Below are 24,940 nucleotides of genomic sequence, written 5' to 3'. Positions count from 1 at the left end.
GTCGCCGACAACGCCCAAACAGCCACCGACCTCGCCTTCAACCAGGGTCACCAATTCGCCCTCGGCGACTGGCTCATGGTCGACGTCGTCCCCACCACCAACCCATCCACAGCCGACCTCACCATCAACGCCGACACCACCCCCACCCTCACCGACCTCGCCAACACAGTCCGCACCAGCCTCGGCCTCCCCCCACGCGACAACCCCACCCTCACCCCCGACGACATGCACCGCCTCGGCTCCGACATCTCCCGAGCCGACCTGGCCCGAACCACAATCCCCTCCTGGGCCGACCAGCACACCTCCCCGAACACCAACCCCGACAGCACCGTAACCCCCACCACCGACACAAACCCGGAAACCACCCCTGACCAGCCCACCAACTCCCCAGTCGATCTCGACGCCATCCACAACAACCACGCCGAACAAACCCCCGCCGGCGTCTCCCACCACCGCGGCGACCCCACCATGGGCGACCTCCCCCACCGAGTCCCCGCCGACCCTAACCGCTTCACCGCCGACACCCACATAACCCCCGACGGCCACGCCATCATCGGCGGCCAAACCCTCACCCCCGAGCAATACGGCGACCTCCTCCGCCGCTCCGGTTGGGACGGCGTAACCCCCATCCGCCTCATAGGCTGCGACGCCTCCACCAACGGCTTCGCCGACCGCCTCGCCCAGCACTTGGGCGTCGAGGTCCTGGCCCCCACCCAAGCCGCCTGGACCGATACCAACGGAAACGTCTTCAGCGCCAGCGCAGTAACCAACCCCGACGGCTCCCGCAGCCCACGAGTGCCACCGGACGGCGGGTGGCAATCACACCACCCCAACGGCGCTACTACACCTCACGGCGCCCACGCAAACCCGCCGGGAACTACGCCGACGAACAGCATCGACGCCGCAGTCGATCGCTCACAGCCGAGGTCGAACACCAATCCCACAGGTCCTAACCCGAATACCCGTACCACGACTTCTCCGCCGGGCCACGAGACCCCGTTCGGCGACAGCCGTGACGCGGTCCGCGACCGAATCACACCACCCCGGCGAGTGGTGAACGCCCCACTGCTCGACTCGAACAGCCCTGACCAAGCGAACATCCGCGGCACCCTACGCCCCGCCGACTACCCGCTACCACTACCGCAGGGCGAGCCCACCAGCGTGGTCGAAGGATCGACGCAGAGCGGTGCCCCGTTCACGGATACCATCTACGGAGATCCCCCGAGCCACACAATTGTTCGGGAATACCCTGCACGTGCGGCCGAATACCACCAGCGAAACGGCGGCACCTTCACGGCACTACGCCATGAGCAGCATGTAATTTTTCCGCCCAACACCGATGGAAATGTTCGATCGTTCTCGCGATCCCAGGTCGGCGACAATGTGGTCCTCACCGAATCCCTCAACGGTCGACACGTCTCGACTACCGGTGTCATCCGGCACGATTTCGCTGGCACCGACAGAGTCCACCGCGAGAGGGACAGTCGCGAGGGCACCGTAGCAACCCGCACAGGCCACGAGGGCGTAGACCCAACGGGGACAGGGCGAACCTACGATGGCGGCCATGCGTCGAGCTACCGAACCACTCTGGACCGGGGACTTGTGAACCTCTTCGCTCAAGAGAGTGGTTTCAATCAACGACAGTTTCGTGTGCTAGAGAACGCCATTGCGGACTGGGCTCGGTCATATCCCGGCCGGGAAGCGCATATAGGTTTCCATACCGATCCACCTGGTTCGATCACTCCGGATACCGTAGACGGCGAGATAAGGCTGATCGATGCAAATGGCAAACGATTCCGGGAATTCCGCATCGAGTTCAGCAATCACGGAGGAAATACGTTTGCACGCAAGGAATACGGGATCCAAATGCGCGACTACAATAGCCACAGGAGCGATAGAACAACAAGCGTCTGACCATTAGGAGGTATTATGGCTGACATCGACGAGGCCGAGGTCACCACGGAACTAGTTATAGCAACGGGAGAAGCTGCCACACTCGCGTATCCAGACTGGACATACAGCGTATCAACGAGGGTTTTGCCGTCGCAGGGCGTCGGCACCTGGGATGTTGTCGCGTATCGAGGCGAAGAAGGCAAGGTTGTCAGCCTTTTCGGGAAACGTGAAATCAGCAACCGTGTACGCAAATTTTCGGACAAGTTGCTCACTGCGCAGGGACAGGAATGCATGGGGATAAAATGCACGGTCTCACGGTCAGGGAACTTCCGGATCGAGTACTCCTACGACATCGACGAAGCGATCAAGTGGGCGAACCAAGTCTTCAGCGGACTCACGCCCGAAGAAACGGTTGAAATACTCCGACCACAGGAGCCGTAAGCGATCTGAAGGGCTAATTGGTTAGCGATGGGTAATGTAGCCGCCTTGGCGCAACGCATCCATGATGTGATGCTGGAGAAGGGCTTCGAGCCGGTGATCCGGCGCGGATCAGGAGATGCCAGCCGCTACGAGGAGCAGACTGGCATGTCGGCCCCGGCGGAGGTTGCCGAGTTGTGGTCCGTGCTCGGCGGTCGCGACATCCTGGGCATGTGCCTGGAAGGCGCGCAATCGGCCGGAAGGTGGTGTGCCGCCCGTGCAGGTGAGGCCGAGTCCAGCGGTCCCGGAGTGCCTTACGAGGAATTAGACGGTTCGACCGACGGCGCGGTTCGTAAGGTGTGGTGGGATCGCGGATGGTGCCCACTACACGCATCGGCCGACTACGCGATCGCAGTCGACGCTCATCCCGGCGCGGAAGGCCACGTCGGGCAGGTGGTGTACTGCGATCTGGATGTGTATTCCGATCGGGAAGCTGTATGGGGTTCGGTCGCTGAGTTCCTTCGCGATGTCTTGGCGGTTGTCTCCTCTGATGGACTGGTCGTGGAAGACGGCTTCGGACTGAAGAAACACACTGACAATTGGACCTGCACCATTTTGATGGCGGTACTCGAAACCGGCCGCGCCCGTCGCGACGGTCGACCCGTCCCGCTGATCGGGTTCACCGAGGATGCCGCTCCACAGCCAACCAAGATCGGCTCGCGCGAGGATTGAACACAAGGCAACGCGCTACGTCGTGTTGCTGTCGAGGTGACGTCGGACTTCTGCTGCGAAGACTTTCGTACCAGTTCTTTCGAGAACGGCCAGGAGGCCGGCTACCGATCTCGGCTCTCGACGGTAGGCGGCGGCCTGGCCCCGCAAGGTCGAGATGGTCAGGCCCGGATAGAGATCCAGCTGGTCCAAGAGGAATTCGTCTGGCGTGATGGCCGTGAGGTCGTAAGGCTTGACGGCGTGGTCGGGGAAATCTCGGACGTTGAATGTCACCAGCACCTCGGCAGCCGAGCGCACCGCCGCTGCGAGAACGTGTCGATCTTTCGGGTCATTTTCCATACCGTCGATCAGCGACTCGTAGCCCGTCACCATCGCATCCGGGAATGCGGTCTGCATCTGGGAGATTCTTCGGTCAACATCGGCTGACGGGAGATCGCGGCGGATGAGGCTGCCGCGGAGTTCTCGCAGAACATCGGCAGACCAGAGCGGACGGAACATCTGGGCGTCGGCCATGCGAAGGAGGGTGTCGGAAAGGTACGCGGGGTGCAGAACACATGCATCGAGGAACACGCTGAACGGCATCCGCGGCGCCTATCGTTCGGTCGGTGGAGTCGTTGTCGCCGTGTAGATCCCAGCTTCTTCACCTTCCGTGGCCATAGCGTCCAGGATGGCTCGGCGTTCGACGCGGACCCGGTCCTGGTAGGCGAGGAGGTCGCGAAGGAGGACTCGGCGGTGGCGGCCGCGCATCGAGTAGGCGATTTCGCCGTCGGTGAGTAGCCGGACGAGGGTGGGGCGGGAGATGTTGAGGAGGTCGGCGGCTTCCTGGGTGGTGAGCATGGTGTTGTGCGGGGCGATCGAGACGGCCAAGCCGTTGGACAGGGCGGTGACGGCTTCACGGAGTACTGCGTAGAGCTCGTCGGGGATGTCGAGGTAGGTACCGTCGGGTCCAACGAGTCTGGCCTTGACACAGGTTTGGTCTATCCGCAGGCTCGAGATCAGTTGGTCGAGGTCGGCAGGGTTGTCTGGTGGGAAGACCGTGCTCTCCCGCAGCATCGTGGACATGCTGCCAGTCTAGCGATATTCGAAAAAAACGAAAGCACCTTTGTGGGTCAGTGGGGGAGGTAGGTGCCGGTGCGGGCCTTGGTGGCTGTGGTGGTGAGGATGGTGGCGAGGGTCGAGCGGATTCGGGTGGGGGTGGTGGGTTTGGCTATGAAGGTGGTTTCGCCGTAGAAGACGTAGCGGCCGTCGCCGGGGATGTCGTGGAGCTGGAAGTCGTCGCGGCCTTCGGTGTGGCGGTTGTCGACGCTGGCGTGGGCGTAGACGCCGATGTGGGTGAGGGTGGTGGTGGGTTTGGCGAGGAAGGACTCGAGTTGTTCTCGGGGGGTGGGGTTCCAGCGGTCGCGGACGTGGGGGCGGGGGGCGGCGAGTTCTGCTGCGGTGACGCGGATTTCGCGGCCTTTGCCGGGGGCGACCTTGGGGAGGGTCGAGAGGACCGCGGGGGCGAGGCCTTCGGGGGCCAGAAGGTGCAGGGTCACGTCGCCGGGGTTGGATTCGTCGCCGGGGGCTTGGACGGCGAGGGCCGCGTAGTTGTCGCGGGTGCCGCCGTGCGCCCTGATCGTTCTCGTGTTCCCGGAGGCGCCGACGACCTCGACGCGAGCGTGCGGTGCCAGCAGTGCCGCCACGGCGTGGTCGAGATTGCTGTCGAACTGGGCCTGCAGTGACTCAGCGGCCTTGCGCTGCAGACGCAGTGTGTCGGAGCGGAACTCGGTGGTGTGGCGGTGATGCAGGGGGTACGGAAGAACGTCACGGCCCGCCGCTTCCCACATGGTGCGGAATTCCAGAGCGGTGAGGTGCCAGGTGAAAACGGGAGATCTGTTCTGCTGCATCACGATTCGTGCCTAATCTGCGCCGATAACGGGCGGGACCGTTCTGGGCAGGTTACCCAGGCCGGTGAGTTCGTCGCCGTGTTCCTGGGTGATGAGGTAATCGGGAATTCCCTTGGTGGATTCGTCGTCTTTGCCGCCGCCCTTGCCCGCGCCGGGGCCCATCATGCCGGGCGTACCCGAGCGACCCGCCGCGCCGGCCCCTACGCCCGCTCCGCGACCTGCGGTGGAGCCCGCAGCCGGACTGCCGGGGACCGCACCGCCCGGGGTGCCCGCGCCGGGCGAACCCGCGCCCGGGGAACCTGCGCCCGGCGATCCGCCGCCGGGTGAGCCTGCGCCACTTGGCAATCCGGCGGGGGAACCCGAACCGGGGAGGGTCGAGCTGGGGGTCGTCGACGCGGGAGTTGTCGAACCGGGTTCGGTCGACTGAGGGGTGGTCGATTCGGGCGTGGTCGAATCTTCGGTCGAAGTGTCGGGGTCGTCGGGGTCGGTTGTCGGCGTCGCCGAAGCAGGAGTTGTGGTGGGGGTGGTCGCCTGCTGCTGGGTGGTGGGTTGGGTGATTCCACCCTGATTACCGGGTTGTGTTCCACCGCCGGGTATTTCGGGGCTTCCGCCGTCGTTTTCGATGGCTTTCGGGATGGGGATGAGCGGGACGTCGGTGTCGGATTCATGGACCACTGGGGCATAGACGGTCCGCAGGACGCGTACCGCTTCGGCCTTCGCATTCTGTTGTGCGACATCGTCATCGCGCCAGCCGCGACCAGTCAGCCAGCTGCGGAGGTTCGCGCCGCCACTGCGGTGTTCCGGCGGGTACGGCACAAGATTCTTTGTCGGCTCCAGACCGGTGCGGAGTTCGTCCAGTTTGCTGCTGGTCAACGCGGCCGCGGTGGTTACCTTCTTGCCCGTAATGTCATATCCCGCAACGGTTTGCGCGGCGGCGGTTGCGGCGGTGCCGGTCCAGACGTCCGGTGCCATACCGCGGGCGATCTGCTTTCGGAACGTGTCGAGGGAGGTGGAGTTGCGGGTGGAGATCTCTTTCCACGCAGTGACCAGATCGACGACTGTGGTCAGGTTGATGGCATCGACCTTGGCACGAAGTTGAGCGAGGCTGGGCGTATCGAACTCATCGGTGTTGTTCACGACCTTCGGGCGGTATTCACCGTCGAACCCGAGGTCTCGAGCAGCTTTGCGAACAGCGCTGCGCTGGTCGTTGAACGTGTCCTGGACGTCAGCGGCGTCGGGGACGTCCCCTTCACCGTTGCCGAAAACCAGATCGCCGATGTTGCGACGCCAAGTATCGATGAAGTCGACGCCCTGCAGGTGAGAGGTTGGATTGACCATCAGCTCACCTGCGCTGATGCGTAGTCGAGTGCGTTGGCGTTTTCGATATCCTTGCCCGCGATGCGCTTGAAGGAGATCGCGAAGACCTCGCGCAGCTGCTCAACGGCCTCGATATCTTTCATCACGACGGTGTCGATCGAGTTCGGATCGCCAGTCGCCTGCATGACGAACTTCTTCTCGAGATCCTTGCCGATCTGGAAGTCGCCGAAGCCGCTGACGTTCTGCACGCGGCGCGTAATGCCGAAGATCTCTCGAAGGTCCGCCAGGCGGTCGTCACATGCCTTGAACATGTGAAATGCCGCGGCCTCGTCGTTGAGATAGATCTCGCCGGCCCTCGCCTGTGCGAGCAATGTGCTGTAAGCGGTGCTTTCACTCATGAACCCTCCCCGGTTCAGTTCGGGAATATCGGTACCAGTACTTCGCCCACGCGCTCGAGGTACTCGCAGGGGTCGTCCAGACCGGTCTTCTTCAAGGGCGAGTTGAGTATCTGCAACTGAACGATGCCCTGACCGGCGGGGAAGACCACGTCACAACCGAGATCCTTCGACGCACCCGTGACCTTGAACTCGCGCCCGGTACGGCCGGCGATGGTCACGTCCCGGAAGTCGACATTGCCCGGCTTCTGCTCGAACTCGTTCACGGTCTTGTTCGTCGTGTACACCGTCAGCGCGAAGTCGGGTGAATCCCACGCGCAGATTTCCCAACCCGACATCGGGTTCCCGCCGATACCGGCTTCCTCCGTCGCCGGATCAACCCCCGCCTCCGTCAACGCCGCATCGGGAATCTCCGTACACGGGTTCCACAGAACCGGCTTGGCCGTCGTCGTCGGACCCGACGACCGCGACTCCCCCGAGTCACACCCCACCAGTCCGACAACCGCCAAACCGGCGACCACCAACGCCGTACCTGCGCGTTTCATCCCCACCCCTTCCGGCCGAGCACTGCCTTGACCAGGGACATTAGCACGGGTGAACGGGTCGAGCCGGGGCCGCGTAGGTTGTCGGAGCATGAGCGAACTTCGACTTTCCGCGCCGTTCGACGGACGTAATTCCGAGGGCAAACCGGTGGTGAACCGGTCGGCGGTGGACTCCGATATCCAGGATCGGGTGCTGGCTTATCTCGAGCACGCACCGGTGGTTTTGAGCGCCCGCAGCTTCGACGCCGACGAGTTCGACCCCGGCCAGCGCGACGTGCCGTTGAACTTCCACACCGACGGCGTGTTCGTGTGGCCGGGCGCTGTGCCGTACTACCTGCGCAAGTACGGGCTGCCGCCGGAGCCCGCGCTGGTTCAGCACATCGTCGGCAAGGGGTTCGAGATCGGGGAGGTCGGTGAACAGGCTCGGCAGGCGGCGGTGCAGAAGGTGGTCGGCTGACTCGGGGCCGAACGGCGCTACCAACTCCGCCGCACAGTCGCCTTCGAGCCGGTGACCAGGCTGTTCGCCGGGACGTCGTCGGCGACGATCGCGCCAGCGGCGATCACCGCGTCGCGGCCGATGCGGACGCCGGGCAGGATCATCGCGCCCGCGCCGATCCACACGTTGTCTTCGACGACAATCGGTGCGCCGGTGAGGAATTTGCGGCGTTCCTCCGGGTCCACGGGGTGCCCGCCCGTGATGAGGGTGGCCTTCGGGCCGATCATCACGCCGTTGCCGAGTTGGATACCGGCGTAGTCGAGCAGCGTGCAGCCCTGGTTGATGAACACGCGGTCGGCCAGGTCGATGTTCAGGCCGTTGTCGGTATAGAAGGGCGGGTAGATGGTGAGCCTCGGAGGGAGGGGGCGACCGAGGATCTGTTCGAGTAGGGCGGCCTTGCCCGTTTCGTCGTCGAAGGGCAGCACGTTGAGGCGCGAGGTCAGCGCGGTGACCACCATGACCCGCTCGTGCATCGCCTTGAACTCGGGACCGAGCACGCGCTCACCCTGCGCCAGAAGTTCTGGATCGTGAATCACCATGATGTTGTCGCTCGCCATCCCACGATTCTCACGCACCCATGGCACTGGTTATCCGGAGCAACAAGATCACCGACTCGTATCGATGGTGGGGAGATCGTGCTGATCGGGGGTTGGGCGTTTACGATCCGTGCGGTTGGGTACGGCGTGACGAGCATCCCTGCACCGAGATGGTGGTTTCGGGGGATACTGGTGATGGCTGCGTCGCAGGGCGGGGCCACTTTGCAGCAATGACAGGAAATGGAGCTTGACGACGTGGATGCGCGTTCGCTTGCGCTGGTCCGCGCCGATTTCCGCGGGGTGGCCGAGACACCCGGTGGTTCCGAGCGGCTGATCAGCGCGTTCTACGGTCACCTGTTCGCACAGGACCCGCGGTTACGTGAGCTGTTTCCGCCTGCCATGGAGATGCAGGCCAAGCGGATCACGACCGCGGTGCAGTTCGTGCTCGACCATCTCGAGGACTTCGAGCGCGCGCAACGCTTCCTCGAGCAACTCGCCCGCGACCACCGCAAATACGGGGTCGAAGCCGACCACTACGACATGGCCGGACGGGCGCTGCTCGCTGCGCTTCGCACCTATCACGGCAACCGCTGGACCAGGGAACTCGACGAGGGTTGGCGCGACATCACGCTGCTGATCTCGGCGTCGATGGCGATCGGGGCCAACGAGGACACCTCGCAGCCGTACTGGGACGCGACCGTGGTGGGGCATCGGCGGGTGCTCGACGACCTGGCGATCGTGCGACTACAAGCCGACGGGCCCATTCCGTTCAAGGCCGGGCAGTATGTGCCGGTCGCGGTGCCGCAGCGGCCGAACATGTGGCGCTACTTCTCCCCCGCCATCCCCGCCAACCCCTATGGCGAGATCGAATTCCATGTGCGGCGGATCAGTGGCGGCTGGGTGAGTCCGGCGATCGTCAACGACACCAAGGTCGGGGATCGGTGGAAGATCGCCGGGCCGCTCGGTGGGTTGCATGTCGACCGCGAGTCGGGACGCGATGTGCTGATGATCGGGTCCGGCACGGGGATCGCGCCGTTGCGGGCGCAGCTGATCGAGATGAGTCAGCGCGGGATCAATCCGCGGGTGCATTTCTTCACCGGCGGGCGCTACCCGGGCGACCTCTACGACGTGGACAACATGTGGCAGCTCTCGCAGTCCAACCCGTGGTTGACCGTGGTGCCGGTGTGCGAGGAAGCCTCCAATCCCTGGTGGTATCCGCAGGATTCGGGACAGGCGCCGATGGGGATGCCGCGTCGGCTGGTCGGTAATCTGGGTGCGGTGGTGACCAGCTTCGGGGCGTGGTCGGACCGGCAGATCCAGATCGCGGGATCGCCGTCGATGATCGCCAACACGCGTAACGCGCTGCTGCGAGCCGGTACACCCAGTGAGATCATCGCTGCCGATCCTGTCTGACCCTTCGCGAAAGAGGCTGATGAGCAACCAGTTTCCTGATCCCGCATGGACCGCGACCGTCGTCGGACACCATCGGTTGCGCAATGATCTGGCCGTGATCCGGCTGATCGGGGACTTCGTGCCGTTCGAGGCGGGGGGCTCGGTGGAGGTGGAGGTGCCGCAGCATCCCGGGGTGCGGCGGCGGTTGTCGCCCGCGCTGCCGCCCTCGCTGGACGGCAAGCTCGAGTTCCACGTGCGGACGGTGCCGGGCGGGTGGTGTTCGAGTTCTATCGTCGCCGACACCAAACCGGGTGATCAGTGGCGAATCAATGCTCCCCATGGGGTTTTCGCGGTTGATCCCGATGCGGTGGAGCTGGTGATGATCGCCGGGGGTACGGGGCTGGCGCCGATGCGTGCGCAGATTCTGGACCTGGCTCGGCGTGAGACTCCCCCGCGCACCTACCTGTTCGTCGGTGGGCGCTCGCCGCGTGATCTCTACGCCAACGACATGCTTTTCCTGCTGGCGGGCGAATTACCTTGGCTTTCGGTGATTCCCGTTGTGGAGAGTCCGGATGATCCTGCGGTGCGGGATGAATGGTACGAGCAGACTCGTTCGGACATCGGTTTCGGGCTCGAGGAAATGCTGCACGGGACGCTCGCCGAGGTGGCTGCGGCACATGGGCCGTTCACCAAACATCAAGTGCTGGTGTGTGGTTCGCCCGCAATGGTTCACACCACCGTCGACCGGCTGATCGAATCCGGCACTCCCCCGGCCAACATCATTTCCGAAGGAGCCTGAGGGGCCCGCTTCTCCGCGCGATGCTCATCCGGTTGACGTGCTCACTCGACTTGTACCCACTATGGGTCGCCAGGCTGCGAAGTAGCGGCGGCAGGCAAGCAGCTCGGCGAGTTCATCGAAGGCGCCTACTGGCGAGTGACCAAACGGCTCGAGGCCATCGCAAAGGCAGTGACCACGACCGCGTCGAACGTCCAAACAACCGACGAGGACTTCGCCCAAGCTATGCACCAGTTCGACGTACAGCGATTGGCTGGCGCGTGACGATTACCCGGGCACAGGTGATCAACTGGAAGACCAGTCGACTCTACGACCTCGCCGCCCGGATCGAGACCGAGAATCAGCTCTACCTCGACCCACCGGATCGAGCGAAGAGGGTGTTCACAGACAGCCAGTCGTATTGGATGGGCAGGGCGCATGACGCCGCATACGACATCACTCCGGACGACTTCGCAATTCTCGATCGACTCGAGCCGATCACCGACCCGGATGGTAAAACCTACTTCCAACTGCCGTATGACATCAGCGGAGATGATGCGAAACGCGCCGTAGTCATGTCCTATATTTTGAACGGGGGCACCGACTATGATGCGGCAGCAAGTAGCTCCTATCAGCCAAACGATTTCCTCGAAACCCCATATTCCAGTAGCGAGATTCAGCGCATTATTGACCGCCAAGACAAGAATTCTTGGACCTACAGTCAGGACGTGAGCTTTGTTAATAATAATGGCGGAAGCCTCGTCGCCACTCCCAACGGAATGCTGATGGGTTTGGGTGGCAACATGTTGCAAAGCGTCTACAGCCAGCTGGGTGGAACCACTTACGGCGACATATTCATGCTGAATATCGATTATCCGCTCGACCCAGCGGACAAGCTCCAGCAGGTTGTCGAAAGCGGCAATAAGTGGGGCGAAAAAGGGATCACGACCTTCAATACTGGCAGAGATCTGGATCCACTCCTTCATCACGAGGAACGGCATTCTCAGCAATGGGCACAAAAGGGCTTTCTCGGCATGCTCTGGGCTGCAGGAACCAATATGGACGGCTTGGAGGAGGATGCCGGCTTGCGAGACGGAGGATACAAGTGATCCGCCGCGTAGCTGCGGCTTTGATCGCAACAGCGATGCTGACTTCCTGCCAACTCCTCACCGATTTAGATCAAGATACGAGTCCGGGATTGCCGAGAGCATTCGGTGCGCGCATGACGGACGGAATATTGCACATCTGGACAGGACCACAATGCCCTAAGCAGGATCGCTTGTCATTTCTCTTCGATCGAAACAATGCTACCTACTTGGTGCTAGCCTCCGAACTACCAGAGGGAGCCGACATCGAATATCTGACCCTCGGACATAATCCGGGCTGGCGAATCATTACACCGCTCCCACAAGGGTTCGACTGGAAAACTAAGAACGAGCTAACTCTAATGGGAGAATCTACTGATATTCCGACAGTTGTGCGGGAATCTACCGCACACCCGAATGATACCTACTGGTTCCAAGATATCGGCTGGCTGAACCTCGCTGAGGTTGCGGCGCTGAATGGAAAGAAATTCCTCACGCTCTGCTCTCCGGATCCGCGTGACCCGACGCCCACACTGAAATAGCGCAGTCTATCCGTCAGGTGACAGAACCCCTTCGAGTCGCCGAGTTCGGTGAGCTTCCAGGAGTCGAAGCTCTTTTGGTCGGCTGATTCTCGAAACCGGAACGCCGACACCGTGTTTCCCGTCGCGTGCGCAGGATCGCGTCGGGTTGCCCGGGCTCGGTCGACTGCGGGAATGACGAGTCAGAACAAGGGGTCGTGGCGGATTGATTGGGCTTGGGTGCCTGCGGGAATGACGAGTCAGAACAGAGGGTCGTGGCGGATCGATTGGGCCTGGGTGCCTGCTGCCATCAGGCGGAACTTGGTGGTTTGGACCATCGAGGGGGAGCCGACGATTTGGACGTCGCGGTCTGACCAGGGGCCGTAGCTGGCTACTACCTTGCCGATTTGGCCGGTCATGCGGGGTTCGAGGCCGGGGAGGTCGGGGTGGGGTTCGCCGGAATCGTAGTACCACCAGGGGTTTTCGTCGCTCTCGGTGACGGGGGTGACGGTGAGCCATTTGTTGGCGACGGCGAGTTGGCTCAGGACCTGGAGGTCGTAGAGGTCGCAGGGGTGGTGGCCGCCGACGAAGAGGTGGACCTTCGGGTTCACGCGGCGTTGGGCCATCGCCATGATCTGGGCGCGCAGGGGGGCGATGCCGGTGCCGCAGCCGACCATCAACATTTTGCGTTTGGTGTTGCGGGGCACGCCGAGGCCGCCCAGCGGTGAACCGAGACGCCACTGATCGCCGACGGCGGTGTGCGCGACCATCGCGGGGCTCACCCAGCCGCCGAGCACGCCGCGCACGTGGAACTCGATCTCTCCGTTGATATTGGACGGGTTCGCGGGCGAGAGATAACGCCACATGCGTGGCCGCGACGGGATCTCCACGCTGAGGTACTGGCCCGCGGCGTACTGCATCGGCTGATCGAGCTGCACGCGCACGATCGACAGGTTGCGCAACACCTCACGATGTTCGACGACCGTGGCGGTCCAGGCCGAGGGCGTGGTCTCCTTGTCGGCGGCGGCGATCATCGCGCCGCTGATGGTGGCCAGCCCCTCGTCCCAGGCGTTGGCGACCTCGTCGGTCCACATCTCGTTGCCCGCGAACACGCTGATGGCCTTCTTCAGCGAATTGGCCACGGCCACATAGTGCGCCGGTTGCACGCCGTACTTGCGATGATCGCGTCCCAGCTGGGCCAGGAACGGCAACAGTTTGTCGGGCTCCTCGAGGCGGTCGAGGGTGTAGGAGATCGCCTGAACGAGCCGGTCGCGCTGGGAATCCATGGCAGCCGGGAAGTAGTCGCGGACACCTGGGTAGTCCGTGAAGAGGATCGAGTAGAACGACCTCGACAGCTTCTCGGTGCCACCGTCTTCCGCAGCAACCGCCTTGAACGTAGTACGGATCAAAGCGACAGTCCGCGAATCCATATGTGTCACAACCTCGTTTCGCCATCGAACGCTAGCCGCGCCGGCGAGTGACGGGCTGGGAGGACACTCGTCAGCAGCCGATGCGAGAAGTCTAGGCGAGGTTTGCCAGGTTCGGAATCGTACTCTTAAACATCACGCATGTAATTCTCGAAATACCAGGCGGTATCCAGTAGTTTCCCATGAAAACATACCCATAGCCCGTTAATTGGGGGTGAACACTTGCTCACGATTCCTCAAAGTACCCGGCATATCAGGCAATTGGGCACCAACGTGCCTGGTAGGGCGACCTTTCCGCTACAGCGGCCGTGGGTCGCGATCTGGCGCGCCGGGCCATGACACGCGGGGTGTGCACACTGGAATGGCTGGTATGCACCGTCGGAATGCCTTCCCACTGGCCCGAATTCAGCGACCAGCCAGCAAACTTTTGGACGTCCACGGTGATAAATCCGCACCTCAGCGCGTCGCCACGCTACTTCCGATCAGCGAGATCACGAATAAGTGGGTTGCTGGAGAGTCACCAGCCGATCGCCGGCGGTTGACCGGAGACGAACGAACCTCCGGCCCGAAATCCACCGCAGCGGATATCGAACCGGAGGCCCGTCGAACGAAAACGCTCAGCGCCGATGCCGTGGCTGCCACACCACGAGCGCGGTACTGCGTGCCGGCGGCGACAGATCGGGCCGGTAGCCCGCCCGCAACCGCTCCAACTCCGCGCTCATCTCCTCGACGCGCTGTTGCAGCGCCTCGACCTGATTGGTGAGCTCGATGATGCGCTTGATGCCGGCGAGATTGACACCCTCGTCCTGCGACAGGCGCTGCACCTCGCGCAGCACCTCGACGTCGCGGGCCGAATAACGGCGGCCGCCACCCGAGGTCCGTTGCGGGGTGACCAAACCCAGCCGGTCGTAGGTACGCAGCGTTTGCGCGTGCATCCCCGCCAGCTGAGCCGCCACCGAGATCATGAAGAACTCGGCACGCGAGGTTGCACCCGAAACAGAATCATCGGACATCAAGCACCCGCCCATCCTGCCCGCGGTTCGAAACCACTGGTCTTCTCCGCCTCCTGATAACGCTTGAGCGCATCGGTGGCATCGGAGTCCAGCGATTGGGGCACCGCGACCTTCACCGTGACCAGCAGATCACCGGCGCCGCCCGCCGCCCCACGCTTGGGCACGCCACGACCCCGGACCCGCAGGATACGCCCGTCGGCGGTGCCAGGGGGCACCTTCACACCGACTCGGCCGTCCAGCGTGGGCACCGAAACCGTTGTCCCCAGCACCAATTCGCTGTAGCTCACCGGCAGCACCAGGGTGAGGTCGTCGCCCTGACGGCCGAAGACCTTGTCCTGGCTGACGTGCACGGTGACATACAGATCGCCCGAAGGCGCACCGCGCAGGCCCGCCTCGCCCTGACCGGCCAGCCGGATCTTCTGACCGTCACTCACGCCCGGAGGGATCCGGACCGTGATGGTGCGGGTGCGGTTCTGGATGCCACTGCCAGCGCAATCGGTACACGGGTCGTCGATGATCGACCCGGTGCCGCGGCAGTCGTCGCAGGGCTCGCTGAAACCGAACGCGCCCTGATTACGGCTCACCACGCCCGCACCGTTGCAGTGCGGACACACGCGCGGGCTGGTGCCCGGCTTGGCACCACTGCCGTGGCAGGTGGTGCACGGGGACGGACTTGTCATCCGCAGCGGAACGGTGACACCCTGGGCCGCCTCGCGGAAACCCAGCGTGGTCTCGGTCTCCACATCCGAACCCCGACGCGGACGAGCCGCCGCCCGGCCACCGCCGCCACCACGGTTGAACAGCCCGCCCAGCAGATCGCCGAGCCCGCCGTCGCCAGCGGCACCGGTACCACCGGCCTGACCGAAGATGTCGCCGATGTTGAAGTCCTGCGAAAAGCCGCCGCCCGCACCGGGATTGAACCCGCCGCCGCCGTAGGCCCGTCCGCCACCGCCGCCGCCCGCGAACATGCGGCGCGTCTCGTCGTACTCCTTGCGCTTGGCCGGATCCGACAGCACCGCATTGGCTTCGCTCACGGCCTTGAACCGCTCCTCGGCCTTGGTGTCACCCGGGTTGGAATCCGGATGCAGGTCGCGGGCGAGCTTGCGGTAGGCCTTCTTGATCTCGTCCTGCGAGGCGCCGGAGGAGACACCCAGCTCCTTGTAGAAGTCCTTTTCGATCCACTCCCGTTGGCTCACCGGGCATCTCCTCCTTTCCTACTGCTCGTTGTCGGCGGCATCTGCGTCCGATGCCTCCGCGTCAGTTACCCCGACGAGCGCGTGCCGAAGCACCCGATCGCCGAATCGATAGCCCTTGCGCATGACGATGCCGATCACCGGGTCGGCGCCCGAACCCTCGTGCTGCACGGCCTCGTGCAACGTGGGGTCGAACGGGTCACCGGTGGCACCGAACTCGACGAGACCCTGCTTGGTGAGCGCGGTCTCGAGCTTGTCGGCGACGGACTTCAACGGGCCGGACTCGAGGTCGCCGTGCGCCCTCGCCCGATCCAGATCGTCCAGCACCGCGAGCAATTCGGTGACCACCGACGCCTTGGCGGCATCGATGTTGGCCTGGCGGTCACGCTCGACGCGGCGGCGGTAGTTCGCGTATTCCGCGGTCAACCGCTGCAGGTCGGCCGTGCGCTCGGCCAGCTCGTCGTGTTCCGGTTCGACGACCTCGGCCTCGACCGCTTCTTCGACGGTCTCGGCGTCGGTGTCTTCCAGGATGTCCTCGACCAACTCCTGCTCCGAGGAGTTCGCCTCGGTCACTTCTTGTCCGTGTCGACCGGCTCGTCCACGACCTCCGCGTCGACGACCTGATCGTCATCGGCCTGGCTCGGGCCCGCGCCGTTGCCCGACTGCGCGTCGGCGGCGGCGGTGGCCTCGTAGATCGCCTGGCCCAGCGCCTGCGACTCGGTGGCCAGCTTCTCCACGGCCGACTTCACCGCTGCGATATCGGTGCCGTCAAGGGCAGCCTTCGCCTCGGCGACCGCGGTCTCCACCTTCGCCAGCTGATCGGCCGACACCTGCGCGCCGCCCTCGCTCAGCTTCTGCTCGTTGATGAACTTCTCGGTCTGGTGCACCAGTGACTCGGCCTGGTTGCGGGTCTCGGCCTCTTCGCGACGCGCCTTGTCGTCGGCGGCGTGCGCCTCGGCGTCGGCGACCATGCGGTCGATCTCTTCCTTGGACAGACCGGAGCCGTCCTGGATCTTGATCTTGTTTTCCTTGCCGGTGCCCTTGTCCTTCGCGGTGACGTGCACGATGCCGTTGGCGTCGATGTCGAAGGTGACCTCGATCTGCGGCACGCCGCGCGGGGCGGGCGGCAGGCCGGTGAGCTCGAAGGAGCCCAGCAGCTTGTTGTGCGAGGCGATCTCGCGCTCACCCTGGAACACCTGGATCTGCACCGAAGGCTGGTTGTCGTCAGCGGTGGTGAAGGTTTCCGAGCGCTTGGTGGGGATGGTGGTGTTGCGCTCGATGAGCTTGGTCATCACGCCACCCTTGGTCTCGATACCGAGGCTCAGCGGGGTGACGTCGAGGAGCAGCACGTCCTTGACCTCGCCCTTGAGGACACCGGCCTGCAGCGCGGCGCCGACGGCGACGACCTCGTCCGGGTTCACGCCCTTGTTGGGCTCACGGCCGCCGGTCAGTTCCTTGACCAGGTCCGAGACGGCGGGCATACGGGTGGAGCCACCGACAAGCACGACGTGGTCGATATCGGCCACGTTCAGGCCCGAGTCCTTGATCACGGACTGGAACGGCGCGCGGGTGCGATCCAGCAGATCGGAGGTGATCTTCTGGAACTCCGAGCGGGTGAGCTGCTCGTCGAGGAACAGCGGGTTCTTGTCCGCGTCGACGGTGATGTAGGGCAGGTTGATCGAGGTCGACTGGCTCGAGGACAGTTCGATCTTCGCCTTCTCGGCGGCCTCGCGCAGACGCTGCATGGCCATCTTGTCCTTGGTCAGGTCGATGCCAGAGGACGCCTTGAACTTGTCGACCAGCCAGGACACGATGCGCTCGTCCCAGTCGTCGCCACCGAGGTGGTTGTCACCGGAGGTCGCGCGGACCTCGACGACGCCCTCGCCGATTTCCAGCAGCGAGACGTCGAAGGTGCCGCCACCAAGGTCGAAGACCAGAATGGTCTGCTCTTTGTCGCCCTTGTCCAGGCCGTACGCCAGCGCGGCCGCGGTGGGCTCGTTGACGATGCGCAGCACGTTCAGACCGGCGATCTGGCCGGCTTCCTTGGTGGCCTGACGCTGCGCGTCTTCGAAGTAGGCCGGGACGGTGATCACGGCGTCGGTGATCTCCTCGCCCAGGTAGGCCTCGGCATCGCGCTTCAGCTTCATCAGCGTGCGCGCGGAGATCTCCTGCGGCGTGTACTTCTTGTCGTCGATCTCGACATTCCAGTCGGTGCCGATGTGGCGCTTGACCGAGCGGATGGTGCGGTCGACGTTGGTGACCGCCTGGTTCTTCGCGGGCTGACCGACGAGAACCTCGCCGTTCTTCGCGAAGGCGACGATCGAGGGCGTGGTGCGCGAGCCTTCCGAGTTCGCGACGACGACCGGCTCGCCGCCTTCGAGCACGGCGACGACGGAGTTCGTGGTCCCGAGGTCGATTCCGACCGCACGAGCCATAGTGGTTTCCTCCTGTTTGACGTTCGGTTTCAGCAACGCTGAGCGTGGTGGGCTCAATCTTGCCTACGAGCCCGCCGCGAGTCAACCTGAAGTTGAGTCTGGGTCACTCATGTTGTTGATCGGCACAACCTGTAACTGCGACGATTCATTCCCGCCGCCACGAAAATATTTTCCGACCCCCGGCCATTCTTGCCACGAGTGCGCTCAACGTCAGCCCCTGATGCGCGATCGTGACGGTGTGGAGACCATCCTCACGTCCCGGGTTCAGCGGGCTATCGCGGTCAGTCGACGTTCCAGGATCGCGACCCGAGCGGCGCGGTCGGCGGCGTGGGTGTTCGCGGCGTCCTGGGCGGCTGCGAGGGAATCACTGATCGAACGGAGGCTGCGTTCGGCGACGGCCGCGTAGTGGTCGCGAAGGTAGCGGTGGATGTGGTGGGTGCGGTCCTTGGTGTCCTTGGCTGCGTGGAAGGCGATGTCGTCGATGAAGCGGCGGACGGCGGTTTTCGCCTCGGCTCGGCGGCGGGCAAGGCGGGACTGTTTGTCGTCACGGTAGGCCTTGCCGCCGACCAGCACGCCCGCGCCGATCGAGATCGGGTTCAGCATGGCCAAGCCCGCGAATGTTGTTGCGAGGCCGACCATCAGGACGCCGCCGTAGGAGCCTCGCATACCCACCAGGACCTTCGAGAGGATGCCGATATCCGGTTCGAGGTCGGCCAGAGTGCCTGACTGGTGGGTGTTTTCGAGCTGGACGAAGCCGGTGGGGAGCTCCACCGCGCCGAGTTCGTGGAAGTGCTCGGCGACGCGTTCGGCGAGGGTTTCGGCTCTGGCGCGCGACCAGAGGAGGTTGTCGCCGAGGGCGGTGTCCACTGTGCCGGTGAGCCATTCGGTGATGGCCTGCCAGTGGCGGCCGGGGTCGTGGTCGTCGATCCAGTCCTCGCCGGTGCGGCTGATGGTGCGCAGGCGTTCGCGGAGGTCGTGGTCTACGTCGCTTGCCAGGTCGGTGATGCCGTCGGTGAGGGTTTGCTGCCAGGCGGCGGTTCTTCTTTGTAGTTGTTGGGCTTTGGTTTTCGCCGCTTCCAGTTGGGTGATGGTTGCGGTGGGGTCTCGTAGGGCGGTCAGTTCACTGGCCAGTGTGAGGGTGAGATGTTCTGCGGCAGCCGCGATTTCGCGTCCTACGGACCTTCTCGAGGCGGTTTCGTCGCTGGCGGCTACCGCGCGGAGGAACTGATAGAGGTCGCCGTAACCGGATTCGGCGCCCAGTTGCGCGTCCTGTAGGCGCAGGGCGTGGGTGCGCAGCAGGGCGGAGACCGGGAGTAGGGGCAGGTCGAGGTGGGCTGTTCGTAGGTGGTCGCGGTTGGCTTCGACGACCTGTCGCCAGTGGGGGTACAGGTCGGTCTTTGTCATCAAAACCGCTGTTGCCGGGCAGAATTCGTGCGCCTGGCGGAGGAAGGACAGTTCCGGGGCGGTGAGTTCTGTCGAGGCGTCGGTGATCATCAGGACGCCGTCGGCGGTGGAGAGCATTTCCAGGACGGCGAGCGAACCCGCTCTGGCACCGATGCCGGGGGTGTCGATGATGACTATGCCGTCGGCGAGTAGGTCGCTCGGGAGGTACAGGTCGATGCGGGTGATCGTGTGGCCCGTGGCGGAGCGGGCATCGACCGACGGTAGGTCGGCGATCGGGAACTCGACGCGAGCTTCACCGGAACCCGCTGTATCCATGACCAATTCGGCTCGGGGCTGCGGGGCGTAGGCGAGCTGTAGCGGGATCGTGGTGGTCTTCTCGTCGCCGACGGGGCAGATTTCCTGGTTCAGCAGCGCGTTGACGAAACGGCTCTTGCCCTGGGCGGGATGGCCCGCGACGACTATTCGTCTGCGTGGGTCGCGCAGGCGGGTGGCTGCCGATTCGAGGCGCGCCACCAGGTCGTCGCGGGCTGACGCGCGGGCGGCGGTGATGGTGTCGGCGAGCAGGGACAGGAGGGGGTCCATGGACTTTTAGTGGAAGAGTTCGTCGGGGGTTTCGAAGGTTTGTGCGGGGGATTCGGCGAACAGGCCGGCGTTGCTCGTCAGTGGGGAGTCGTGCAGGGCGGGGCCGAAGACGCTGTCCACGTCGACGGTGGACCAGGTGTCGGCGGTGACGTCGGCGCTCGCGGTGGATGAGATTGTGACGTCGGCGGTTGTTGCGGCATCGACGGCGACATCGAGCGGTGCGGTGGCGGTGCCGAGGCTTGTTTCCAGGCCGCTGCTGACCTGTGCGGCGGCTTCGACTGCGCCGTTCGCGGTTGCCGAGGCGGTGGGGGTGGCAGCCGATGTTGCCGCGGCTGTTGAGACCCCCGCAGCGGCACCGAGATCGGCGGCCGTACCGAGATCGGCGGTGGTTACGAGGGAAACGCCCGTGTCGGCGGTCGAGGTCAGCGATGACTGCACGGTGCCGCCGAGACTGGTCGCGCTAGCCAGCGCGGATTCGACAGTGAGCGCGGTGGATGTTTCGGCTGCTCCGACAACCGACGTCGCGAAGTCGGTGGTGGCGAATGCGGAGTTCAGTGACGTTTCGAGGCCGGTGGTCGGCACCGTTTCGAGAGCTGTGCCGAGGGCGGCGCCGGTGCCCGCGGTGAGGCCGGTGGCGATCTGGGCGCCGAGGTCGACATCGGGGAGGGACGTCGTTGCGACACCACCGATCTGGGCGGCGAACGCACCGGAAATCTCGGTCGCCGAGTTCACTGTCGCGAACATGTCAGTGCCCACGTTCATACTCATGTTCGACGCGCTGCTGAGGTAGGTCGTGAGGCCGGTGGCAGTGGTCACCGCGGCACCGAGATCGGTGGCGATGTCGGTGGTGAGGCCGAGAGAAGTGTCGAGGCCTGCGTCGGAGGTTGTTGCGGCGGCGGCGGTTACGGCCGTCGACGCGGCAGCGGTGGACGCTGTGCCCGCAGCCACGATCGCGTGCAGGGGGCTGTTGGGGTCGGGGCGCAGGGTGGCCGCGATGGTGGGTGCGGCGGCACTGATTTCGGCGGGAGTTGCCGACAGTTCGGCGGTGCAGAGAGCCTGGACGGGGTTAGCGCAATAGTTTGCTGCAGCTTGGGGATCGCGCAGCAGATTGAGGATGAAGTCGAGGATCGTCGAGGGGGTCATGGGGCTCGGCTCCTTCGGATCGCGGGTGTGCGCCGGATCCGTGCTCGTCTGTCGGTGGGTGAGTTTTCACGCTTGGAGATGCGAGTCTTTGGAAAGCTATTCCGGAATCGGGACACATTCGTTACGCACATGTCCGAACAAGATCGAGTGAGGATCGAAAGGGTAACGGGAGCTGTCAGCCCGGTAACTGGGTGAGTGCTCCCTCGGCGCTGCGCACCGCGGTCAGGCAGGCGGTCACGGTGGCCTTGTCGATGAGGGGGTGGCGGGATCGGGTGTGCCACTTGTGGGCCGCGGCGATCGCGTGGGTGCGCAGGGTTTCGGGGTCGGAGTCCGCCGGGAGACCGAGGCGCACATGGGGGGCGACGCCCGCACCGCCGATCAGGCGGAAGAGTTCGGCGCGATCGTCGGGTGGGAGCGGGAGATCGTCGGTGCGCAGACGGCCGAGCAGGCGCAGTTCGGCGAAGCCGTGAACGTCGGCGAGGAGGGTGCGGATCCGCGGAAGGAGTTGGTCGGCCGCGGTGCCGGGGTGGGCGGTGATGACCCGGTCGAGGGTGGTGAGGGCGGAGTGGGCCTTGAGTTGGTCCGCGCGCTGGCCGAATTGGACGTCGAGAACAGTGCGCAGGTCGTCGATGCCGCTGCGGGCGGTCAGTTCGGCGGACAGGGTGGCAGCGTCGCGGACGCCGGTGCGGACGAGTTCGGTGGCCATGCGCACGCCGAACATGCCGAAACGGTCGAGGAGTTGGGCGCGCGTCAGCGGGGAGACCGGCAGATCGATGTCGGGACGGGAGAAACGGTCGGCCGAGAGCATCGCCAGCTCGAGGGTTTCGGGAGGCAGGGCGGCCAGCGCGGCGAACGCGGCGAATTCGGGCTGGGTGAGGGTGGCCGCGGCGAAAGCGAGCAGGCCGGCAACGGGGATCACAGCCTGGCACAGGCCGGTTCGTTCGAGTTCGGTGGCGAACCGGGAAGCGACATCGCGGGCGGATTCGAGGGCGTCGATGCGGCCCGCGCTGATCTCGTCGGCACGGGAGACGACCCCGACCACGCCGAGGTGACCGGCCTGACCGCCCGCGCCGAGCTGTTCGAGGAAGTGCACGTCGGTGGCATCGAGACGACGAAGGAGGTAAACGACGGCGTCCGCACCGGGGATCGTCACCGCATCGGCATCCACGTCGGCGGGAGTCAGCAAGCGCATCGTGCGCTCGGAAACATCACGCGAAAGGGAAGAGGTACCGGGGGTGTCGATAATGGTGGTACGCGAGAGTTCGGCGGTGGGCCAGCGGACTTCGAGGTGGTCCACGGTGTGGTCGCCCGCGGGGTTCCAGCGCAGGCTGTTCATTTCGAAAGTGAGTCCGTGGGAACCCGCGCCGCGACGGACCACCACGTTCGCCGACGCGCCGGTCGCGGCGTACGCGGTGACCATCGGGGTGGCGCCGGTGCGGTACCAGGTGACGACGCGGGTGCATTCGGTGGCATCGGTGGGGGCGATGCTCTGGCCGACCAGGGCGTTGAGCAGGGTCGACTTGCCTGCCTTGATCGAGCCCGCCAGCGCAACGCGCAGGGGTTGGCGTAATCGGTCGGCGCAGTCGGACAGCAGGCTGCGGGCCAGTGGATCGTGGCCGAGCGCGCGGGCGGCCGCGGCCACCAGCTGCTGCGCCTCGCTCAGGCTGTCGGTCGCCGGGCCCGATGCGGTCCGCGCCGCCTCGTTCGGGCGAGCGGCGTGGGCACCGCTTCCCGAGACAGGGGTGTCCGCGTGATGCCTCATAAGTTCTCGGCTGTTGCCCGAGTCCACGCGGCCGACTTCATCTATTCACTTAAACACACCTTCGGGCGGATCCGGCGAGGAGTCCGCAGCTCACTTGACCTTGTGCGCGTCGTCGACCGAGACCGGACGCACACCCGCCGAGGGCGGGGCATACGAACGCTGCCGGCCCGGACCGCCGAGTTCGAGCATTCCGTCGGCGTAGCGACGCAATTCCGCGACACGGACCAACTGGTGTTCGAGCTCGCCGCGGCGATCGGAACGGTCGGCCACCGCGCTGTTGGCGGCATCCTGGGCCGCGCGCAGCGAGGCATCGATCGAGCGCAGGGTGCGGTCGGCGACACCGGTGTAGTGGTCGCGCAGAGCCCGGTGGATGCGGTGCATGCGGTCCTTGGTCTCCTTGCCCGCCTGGAAGGCGACGTCGTCGACGAAGCGGCGCACCGCGGCCTTCGCCTCGATGCGTTTACGCGCCAGACGCTGCTGCTTGTCGTCCTTGTAGGCCTTGCCGCCCACGAGCACGCCCGCGCCGATCGAGAGCGGATTCAGCAGGGCCAGACCGGCCAGGGTGGAGGCGAGCCCGACCATCAGGACACCGCCGTAGGAACCGCGAAGACCGACCAGGACCTTGCTGGTCATGCTGATATCGGGCTCCAACCCACCGAGCGTGCCCGCCGCGGCGCCCTTGCCTTCGGAGTCCATCGCGTTGTCGACGTCGGGAAGGTCGACGGCGCTGGCCTTGCCGAAGTGCTCGGCTACCCGTTCGGCCAGGGTTTCGGCTCTGGTGTGCGTCCACAGGAGGTTGTCGCCGAGGGCGGTGTCGACCGTGCCGGTGAGCCACTCGGCGATGGCCTGCCAGTGCCTGCTCGGATCGTGCTCGTCGATCCAGTCCTCGGCGGTATGGGCGACGGCGCGCAGACGTTCGCGCAGGTCATGGTCGATATCGCTCATCAGATCGGTGATGCCGTCCGACAGTGTCTGCTGCCAGTAGCCCGAGTTGCGGCGCAGGTCCTCGGCGGCGGTGCGGGCGGCGGTGAGTTCCCTGATCGCCGCGTCGGAGCGTTGCGGATCGCTCAGGGCCACCAGTTCGCTGCCGAGCACCAACGCGAGGTGTTCGGCGGCCGAGTGCAGTTCGCGGGCGACCGCCTCGCGAGCCGACACCTGGTCACGGGCCACGACCTGTTCCTTCAGGAAACCGAACAGGGCACCGAAACCGGATTCACGGCCCAGTTGGGGATTGTTCAGGCGCAGGGCATGGGCGCGCAGCAACGACGAGACCGGGATCATCGGCACATCGAGGCCGGCGCGAGCAATATGTGCGCGGTCGGCCTCGGCGACCTGACGCCAATGCGGGTACATGTCGATCTTCGTGATCAGGACCGCGACCGTCGTGCACAACTCACGCACCTGACGCAGAAACGACAGCTCCGGCTCGGTCAGCTCGGTCGAGGCGTCGGAGAGCACCAGCACCGCGTCGGCAGCGGGCACCATGCCGAGCACCGCGGCCGAATAGGCACTGGCATGACCACCCACACCGGGCGTGTCCAGCAGCACGATGCCCTCGCTGAGCAGCTGATTCGGGACCGCCGCCTCGATCCGGGCGATCTGGCGGCCCTGCGCGTACGGGCTGCGGGCATCGATGGTGCCGATCTCCTCGAACGGCACCTCCACCCGCATCTCGTTCGCCCCCGCCGCGGTGAGAACCAGCTCGGCGTGCGGGACGGCGCCGTATTCGAGCTGCAGCGGGATCGTTGTCGTGAGGTCGTCGCCGACCCGGCAGACATCAAGGCCGAGCAGGGCATTCACGAAACGGCTCTTGCCCTGTTCGAGTTGACCGGTCACCACGATTCGCCTGCGCGGATCGTTGACACGCTGCGCGACCGCCTCCAACCGGACGACCAGGTCGTCACGGTCGGCGGCGCGCGCCGCCTCGATCGTGTCACCGAGCACCGTCAGCAGCGGGGTGCCCGCTGCCGACGGTGTCGTCTTCGCTGGAGATGTCATCG

24 protein-coding genes are annotated in these 24,940 nt (G+C 64.9%); 8 read left to right on the top strand and 16 right to left on the bottom strand.

Features of this window, described 5'->3' with window-relative positions:
* Nucleotides 1-225 precede the first annotated feature (225 nt).
* From ACFWUP_RS09780 to ACFWUP_RS09770, 3 genes are read left to right on the top strand one after another with little or no spacing between them, the layout of a single operon-like run.
* Entirely contained in the window at nt 226-1,914 is a 1,689-nt protein-coding gene (locus ACFWUP_RS09780; protein WP_379232611.1) for a hypothetical protein, read from the top strand.
* Between the two features lie 15 nt (nt 1,915-1,929).
* Nucleotides 1,930-2,334 (top strand): hypothetical protein, encoded by a 405-nt coding sequence (locus ACFWUP_RS09775; RefSeq protein WP_379232609.1) that lies wholly within the window; start codon nt 1,930-1,932, stop codon nt 2,332-2,334.
* Between the two features lie 27 nt (nt 2,335-2,361).
* The gene (locus ACFWUP_RS09770; protein WP_379232608.1) at nt 2,362-3,042 is read left to right on the top strand and encodes a hypothetical protein; all 681 of its coding nucleotides are present in this window, start codon (nt 2,362-2,364) and stop codon (nt 3,040-3,042) included.
* A gap of 15 nt (nt 3,043-3,057) precedes the next feature.
* Here the strand turns inward: ACFWUP_RS09770 and ACFWUP_RS09765 are convergent, their stop codons facing one another.
* Genes ACFWUP_RS09765 through ACFWUP_RS09740 form a run of 6 tightly spaced genes read right to left on the bottom strand, consistent with a single transcriptional unit; the run spans nt 3,058 to nt 7,182 of the window.
* Complete coding sequence (locus tag ACFWUP_RS09765; protein ID WP_379232606.1) at nt 3,058-3,621, bottom strand: PIN domain-containing protein; 564 nt, start codon at nt 3,619-3,621, stop codon at nt 3,058-3,060.
* 9 nt (nt 3,622-3,630) lie between these two features.
* Nucleotides 3,631-4,101, bottom strand: a complete 471-nt coding sequence (locus tag ACFWUP_RS09760; protein ID WP_379232604.1) for a helix-turn-helix domain-containing protein — start codon at nt 4,099-4,101, stop codon at nt 3,631-3,633.
* A gap of 47 nt (nt 4,102-4,148) precedes the next feature.
* On the bottom strand, nt 4,149-4,925 hold the full coding sequence (locus tag ACFWUP_RS09755; protein ID WP_379232871.1) for an ESX secretion-associated protein EspG: 777 nt from the start codon (nt 4,923-4,925) through the stop codon (nt 4,149-4,151).
* 12 nt (nt 4,926-4,937) lie between these two features.
* Entirely contained in the window at nt 4,938-6,263 is a 1,326-nt protein-coding gene (locus tag ACFWUP_RS09750; protein ID WP_379232602.1) for a hypothetical protein, read from the bottom strand.
* Nucleotides 6,263-6,640, bottom strand: coding sequence for a hypothetical protein (locus ACFWUP_RS09745; RefSeq protein WP_379232600.1), 378 nt, complete (start codon nt 6,638-6,640; stop codon nt 6,263-6,265). The genes ACFWUP_RS09750 and ACFWUP_RS09745 overlap by 1 nt, the downstream gene beginning before the upstream one ends.
* 14 nt (nt 6,641-6,654) lie before the next feature.
* Nucleotides 6,655-7,182, bottom strand: coding sequence for a DUF3558 domain-containing protein (locus ACFWUP_RS09740; RefSeq protein WP_379232598.1), 528 nt, complete (start codon nt 7,180-7,182; stop codon nt 6,655-6,657).
* A gap of 88 nt (nt 7,183-7,270) precedes the next feature.
* Here ACFWUP_RS09740 and ACFWUP_RS09735 point away from each other — a divergent pair, with 88 nt between their 5' ends.
* The gene (locus ACFWUP_RS09735) at nt 7,271-7,636 is read left to right on the top strand and encodes a hypothetical protein (protein ID WP_379232596.1); all 366 of its coding nucleotides are present in this window, start codon (nt 7,271-7,273) and stop codon (nt 7,634-7,636) included.
* 17 nt (nt 7,637-7,653) lie between these two features.
* Here ACFWUP_RS09735 and ACFWUP_RS09730 read toward each other — a convergent pair whose 3' ends face one another.
* Entirely contained in the window at nt 7,654-8,232 is a 579-nt protein-coding gene (locus ACFWUP_RS09730; RefSeq protein WP_379232594.1) for a DapH/DapD/GlmU-related protein, read from the bottom strand.
* A gap of 234 nt (nt 8,233-8,466) precedes the next feature.
* Between ACFWUP_RS09730 and ACFWUP_RS09725 the strand changes: the two genes are divergently transcribed.
* The 4 genes from ACFWUP_RS09725 to ACFWUP_RS09710 all read left to right on the top strand — a co-directional run bounded on the left by ACFWUP_RS09725 (nt 8,467) and on the right by ACFWUP_RS09710 (nt 12,005).
* Nucleotides 8,467-9,624, top strand: a complete 1,158-nt coding sequence (locus ACFWUP_RS09725; RefSeq protein WP_379232592.1) for an FAD-binding oxidoreductase — start codon at nt 8,467-8,469, stop codon at nt 9,622-9,624.
* A 19-nt stretch (nt 9,625-9,643) separates the two neighbouring features.
* Nucleotides 9,644-10,402 (top strand): FAD-binding oxidoreductase, encoded by a 759-nt coding sequence (locus tag ACFWUP_RS09720; RefSeq protein ID WP_379232590.1) that lies wholly within the window; start codon nt 9,644-9,646, stop codon nt 10,400-10,402.
* 278 nt (nt 10,403-10,680) lie between these two features.
* Entirely contained in the window at nt 10,681-11,487 is an 807-nt protein-coding gene (locus ACFWUP_RS09715) for a hypothetical protein (protein ID WP_379232588.1), read from the top strand.
* Entirely contained in the window at nt 11,484-12,005 is a 522-nt protein-coding gene (locus ACFWUP_RS09710; RefSeq protein ID WP_379232586.1) for a hypothetical protein, read from the top strand. The genes ACFWUP_RS09715 and ACFWUP_RS09710 overlap by 4 nt, the downstream gene beginning before the upstream one ends.
* Before the next feature lie 236 nt (nt 12,006-12,241).
* Here the strand turns inward: ACFWUP_RS09710 and ACFWUP_RS09705 are convergent, their stop codons facing one another.
* The 9 genes from ACFWUP_RS09705 to ACFWUP_RS09665 all read right to left on the bottom strand — a co-directional run bounded on the left by ACFWUP_RS09705 (nt 12,242) and on the right by ACFWUP_RS09665 (nt 24,938).
* Nucleotides 12,242-13,411 (bottom strand): FAD-binding oxidoreductase, encoded by a 1,170-nt coding sequence (locus ACFWUP_RS09705; RefSeq protein WP_379232584.1) that lies wholly within the window; start codon nt 13,409-13,411, stop codon nt 12,242-12,244.
* Nucleotides 13,412-14,025: 614 nt separating this feature from the next.
* Nucleotides 14,026-14,421 carry a heat shock protein transcriptional repressor HspR gene (locus ACFWUP_RS09700; RefSeq protein WP_379232582.1) on the bottom strand — a complete coding sequence of 132 codons (396 nt, stop codon included), beginning with the start codon at nt 14,419-14,421 and terminating at the stop codon, nt 14,026-14,028.
* Nucleotides 14,421-15,617 carry a molecular chaperone DnaJ gene (gene dnaJ, locus ACFWUP_RS09695; RefSeq protein ID WP_379232580.1) on the bottom strand — a complete coding sequence of 399 codons (1,197 nt, stop codon included), beginning with the start codon at nt 15,615-15,617 and terminating at the stop codon, nt 14,421-14,423. Before dnaJ ends, ACFWUP_RS09700 begins: the two co-directional genes overlap by 1 nt.
* An 18-nt stretch (nt 15,618-15,635) precedes the next feature.
* Nucleotides 15,636-16,187, bottom strand: a complete 552-nt coding sequence (gene grpE, locus ACFWUP_RS09690; RefSeq protein ID WP_379232578.1) for a nucleotide exchange factor GrpE — start codon at nt 16,185-16,187, stop codon at nt 15,636-15,638.
* Nucleotides 16,184-18,049: a molecular chaperone DnaK gene (gene dnaK / locus ACFWUP_RS09685; protein ID WP_379232576.1), complete on the bottom strand. Its 1,866-nt coding sequence runs from the start codon at nt 18,047-18,049 to the stop codon at nt 16,184-16,186. The genes grpE and dnaK overlap by 4 nt, the downstream gene beginning before the upstream one ends.
* Before the next feature lie 264 nt (nt 18,050-18,313).
* Nucleotides 18,314-20,035, bottom strand: a complete 1,722-nt coding sequence (locus ACFWUP_RS09680; protein WP_379232574.1) for a dynamin family protein — start codon at nt 20,033-20,035, stop codon at nt 18,314-18,316.
* A 6-nt stretch (nt 20,036-20,041) separates the two neighbouring features.
* Entirely contained in the window at nt 20,042-21,178 is a 1,137-nt protein-coding gene (locus tag ACFWUP_RS09675; protein ID WP_379232572.1) for an IniB N-terminal domain-containing protein, read from the bottom strand.
* A gap of 175 nt (nt 21,179-21,353) precedes the next feature.
* Complete coding sequence (locus ACFWUP_RS09670) at nt 21,354-22,940, bottom strand: dynamin family protein (RefSeq protein ID WP_379232570.1); 1,587 nt, start codon at nt 22,938-22,940, stop codon at nt 21,354-21,356.
* Between the two features lie 90 nt (nt 22,941-23,030).
* Nucleotides 23,031-24,938 (bottom strand): dynamin family protein, encoded by a 1,908-nt coding sequence (locus ACFWUP_RS09665; RefSeq protein ID WP_379232569.1) that lies wholly within the window; start codon nt 24,936-24,938, stop codon nt 23,031-23,033.
* Between the last annotated feature and the right edge of the window lie 2 nt (nt 24,939-24,940).

This window comes from Nocardia sp. NPDC058658 (assembly GCF_042716665.1).
GTDB lineage: Bacteria > Actinomycetota > Actinomycetes > Mycobacteriales > Mycobacteriaceae > Nocardia.
Note: the sequence above shows the minus strand (reverse complement) of the source record. Positions and strands in the feature narration are given on the sequence as shown.

Excerpts from the sequence above, each read along its gene's own strand:
- ACFWUP_RS09760 (WP_379232604.1), bottom strand. The coding sequence starts at position 4,101 with ATGTCCACGATGCTGCGGGAGAGCACGGTCTTCCCACCAGACAACCCT.
- ACFWUP_RS09670 (WP_379232570.1), bottom strand. The coding sequence starts at position 22,940 with ATGAGGCATCACGCGGACACCCCTGTCTCGGGAAGCGGTGCCCACGCC.
- ACFWUP_RS09735 (WP_379232596.1), top strand. The coding sequence starts at position 7,271 with ATGAGCGAACTTCGACTTTCCGCGCCGTTCGACGGACGTAATTCCGAG.
- ACFWUP_RS09755 (WP_379232871.1), bottom strand. The coding sequence starts at position 4,925 with ATGCAGCAGAACAGATCTCCCGTTTTCACCTGGCACCTCACCGCTCTG.
- ACFWUP_RS09745 (WP_379232600.1), bottom strand. The coding sequence starts at position 6,640 with ATGAGTGAAAGCACCGCTTACAGCACATTGCTCGCACAGGCGAGGGCC.
- ACFWUP_RS09775 (WP_379232609.1), top strand. The coding sequence starts at position 1,930 with ATGGCTGACATCGACGAGGCCGAGGTCACCACGGAACTAGTTATAGCA.
- ACFWUP_RS09720 (WP_379232590.1), top strand. The coding sequence starts at position 9,644 with ATGAGCAACCAGTTTCCTGATCCCGCATGGACCGCGACCGTCGTCGGA.
- ACFWUP_RS09730 (WP_379232594.1), bottom strand. The coding sequence starts at position 8,232 with ATGGCGAGCGACAACATCATGGTGATTCACGATCCAGAACTTCTGGCG.
- ACFWUP_RS09705 (WP_379232584.1), bottom strand. The coding sequence starts at position 13,411 with ATGGATTCGCGGACTGTCGCTTTGATCCGTACTACGTTCAAGGCGGTT.
- ACFWUP_RS09680 (WP_379232574.1), bottom strand. The coding sequence starts at position 20,035 with ATGGACCCCCTCCTGTCCCTGCTCGCCGACACCATCACCGCCGCCCGC.
- ACFWUP_RS09750 (WP_379232602.1), bottom strand. The coding sequence starts at position 6,263 with ATGGTCAATCCAACCTCTCACCTGCAGGGCGTCGACTTCATCGATACT.
- ACFWUP_RS09740 (WP_379232598.1), bottom strand. The coding sequence starts at position 7,182 with ATGAAACGCGCAGGTACGGCGTTGGTGGTCGCCGGTTTGGCGGTTGTC.
- dnaK (WP_379232576.1), bottom strand. The coding sequence starts at position 18,049 with ATGGCTCGTGCGGTCGGAATCGACCTCGGGACCACGAACTCCGTCGTC.
- ACFWUP_RS09665 (WP_379232569.1), bottom strand. The coding sequence starts at position 24,938 with ATGACATCTCCAGCGAAGACGACACCGTCGGCAGCGGGCACCCCGCTG.
- ACFWUP_RS09700 (WP_379232582.1), bottom strand. The coding sequence starts at position 14,421 with ATGTCCGATGATTCTGTTTCGGGTGCAACCTCGCGTGCCGAGTTCTTC.
- ACFWUP_RS09780 (WP_379232611.1), top strand. The coding sequence starts at position 226 with ATGCACCGCCTCGGCTCCGACATCTCCCGAGCCGACCTGGCCCGAACC.
- ACFWUP_RS09675 (WP_379232572.1), bottom strand. The coding sequence starts at position 21,178 with ATGACCCCCTCGACGATCCTCGACTTCATCCTCAATCTGCTGCGCGAT.
- ACFWUP_RS09765 (WP_379232606.1), bottom strand. The coding sequence starts at position 3,621 with ATGCCGTTCAGCGTGTTCCTCGATGCATGTGTTCTGCACCCCGCGTAC.
- ACFWUP_RS09770 (WP_379232608.1), top strand. The coding sequence starts at position 2,362 with ATGGGTAATGTAGCCGCCTTGGCGCAACGCATCCATGATGTGATGCTG.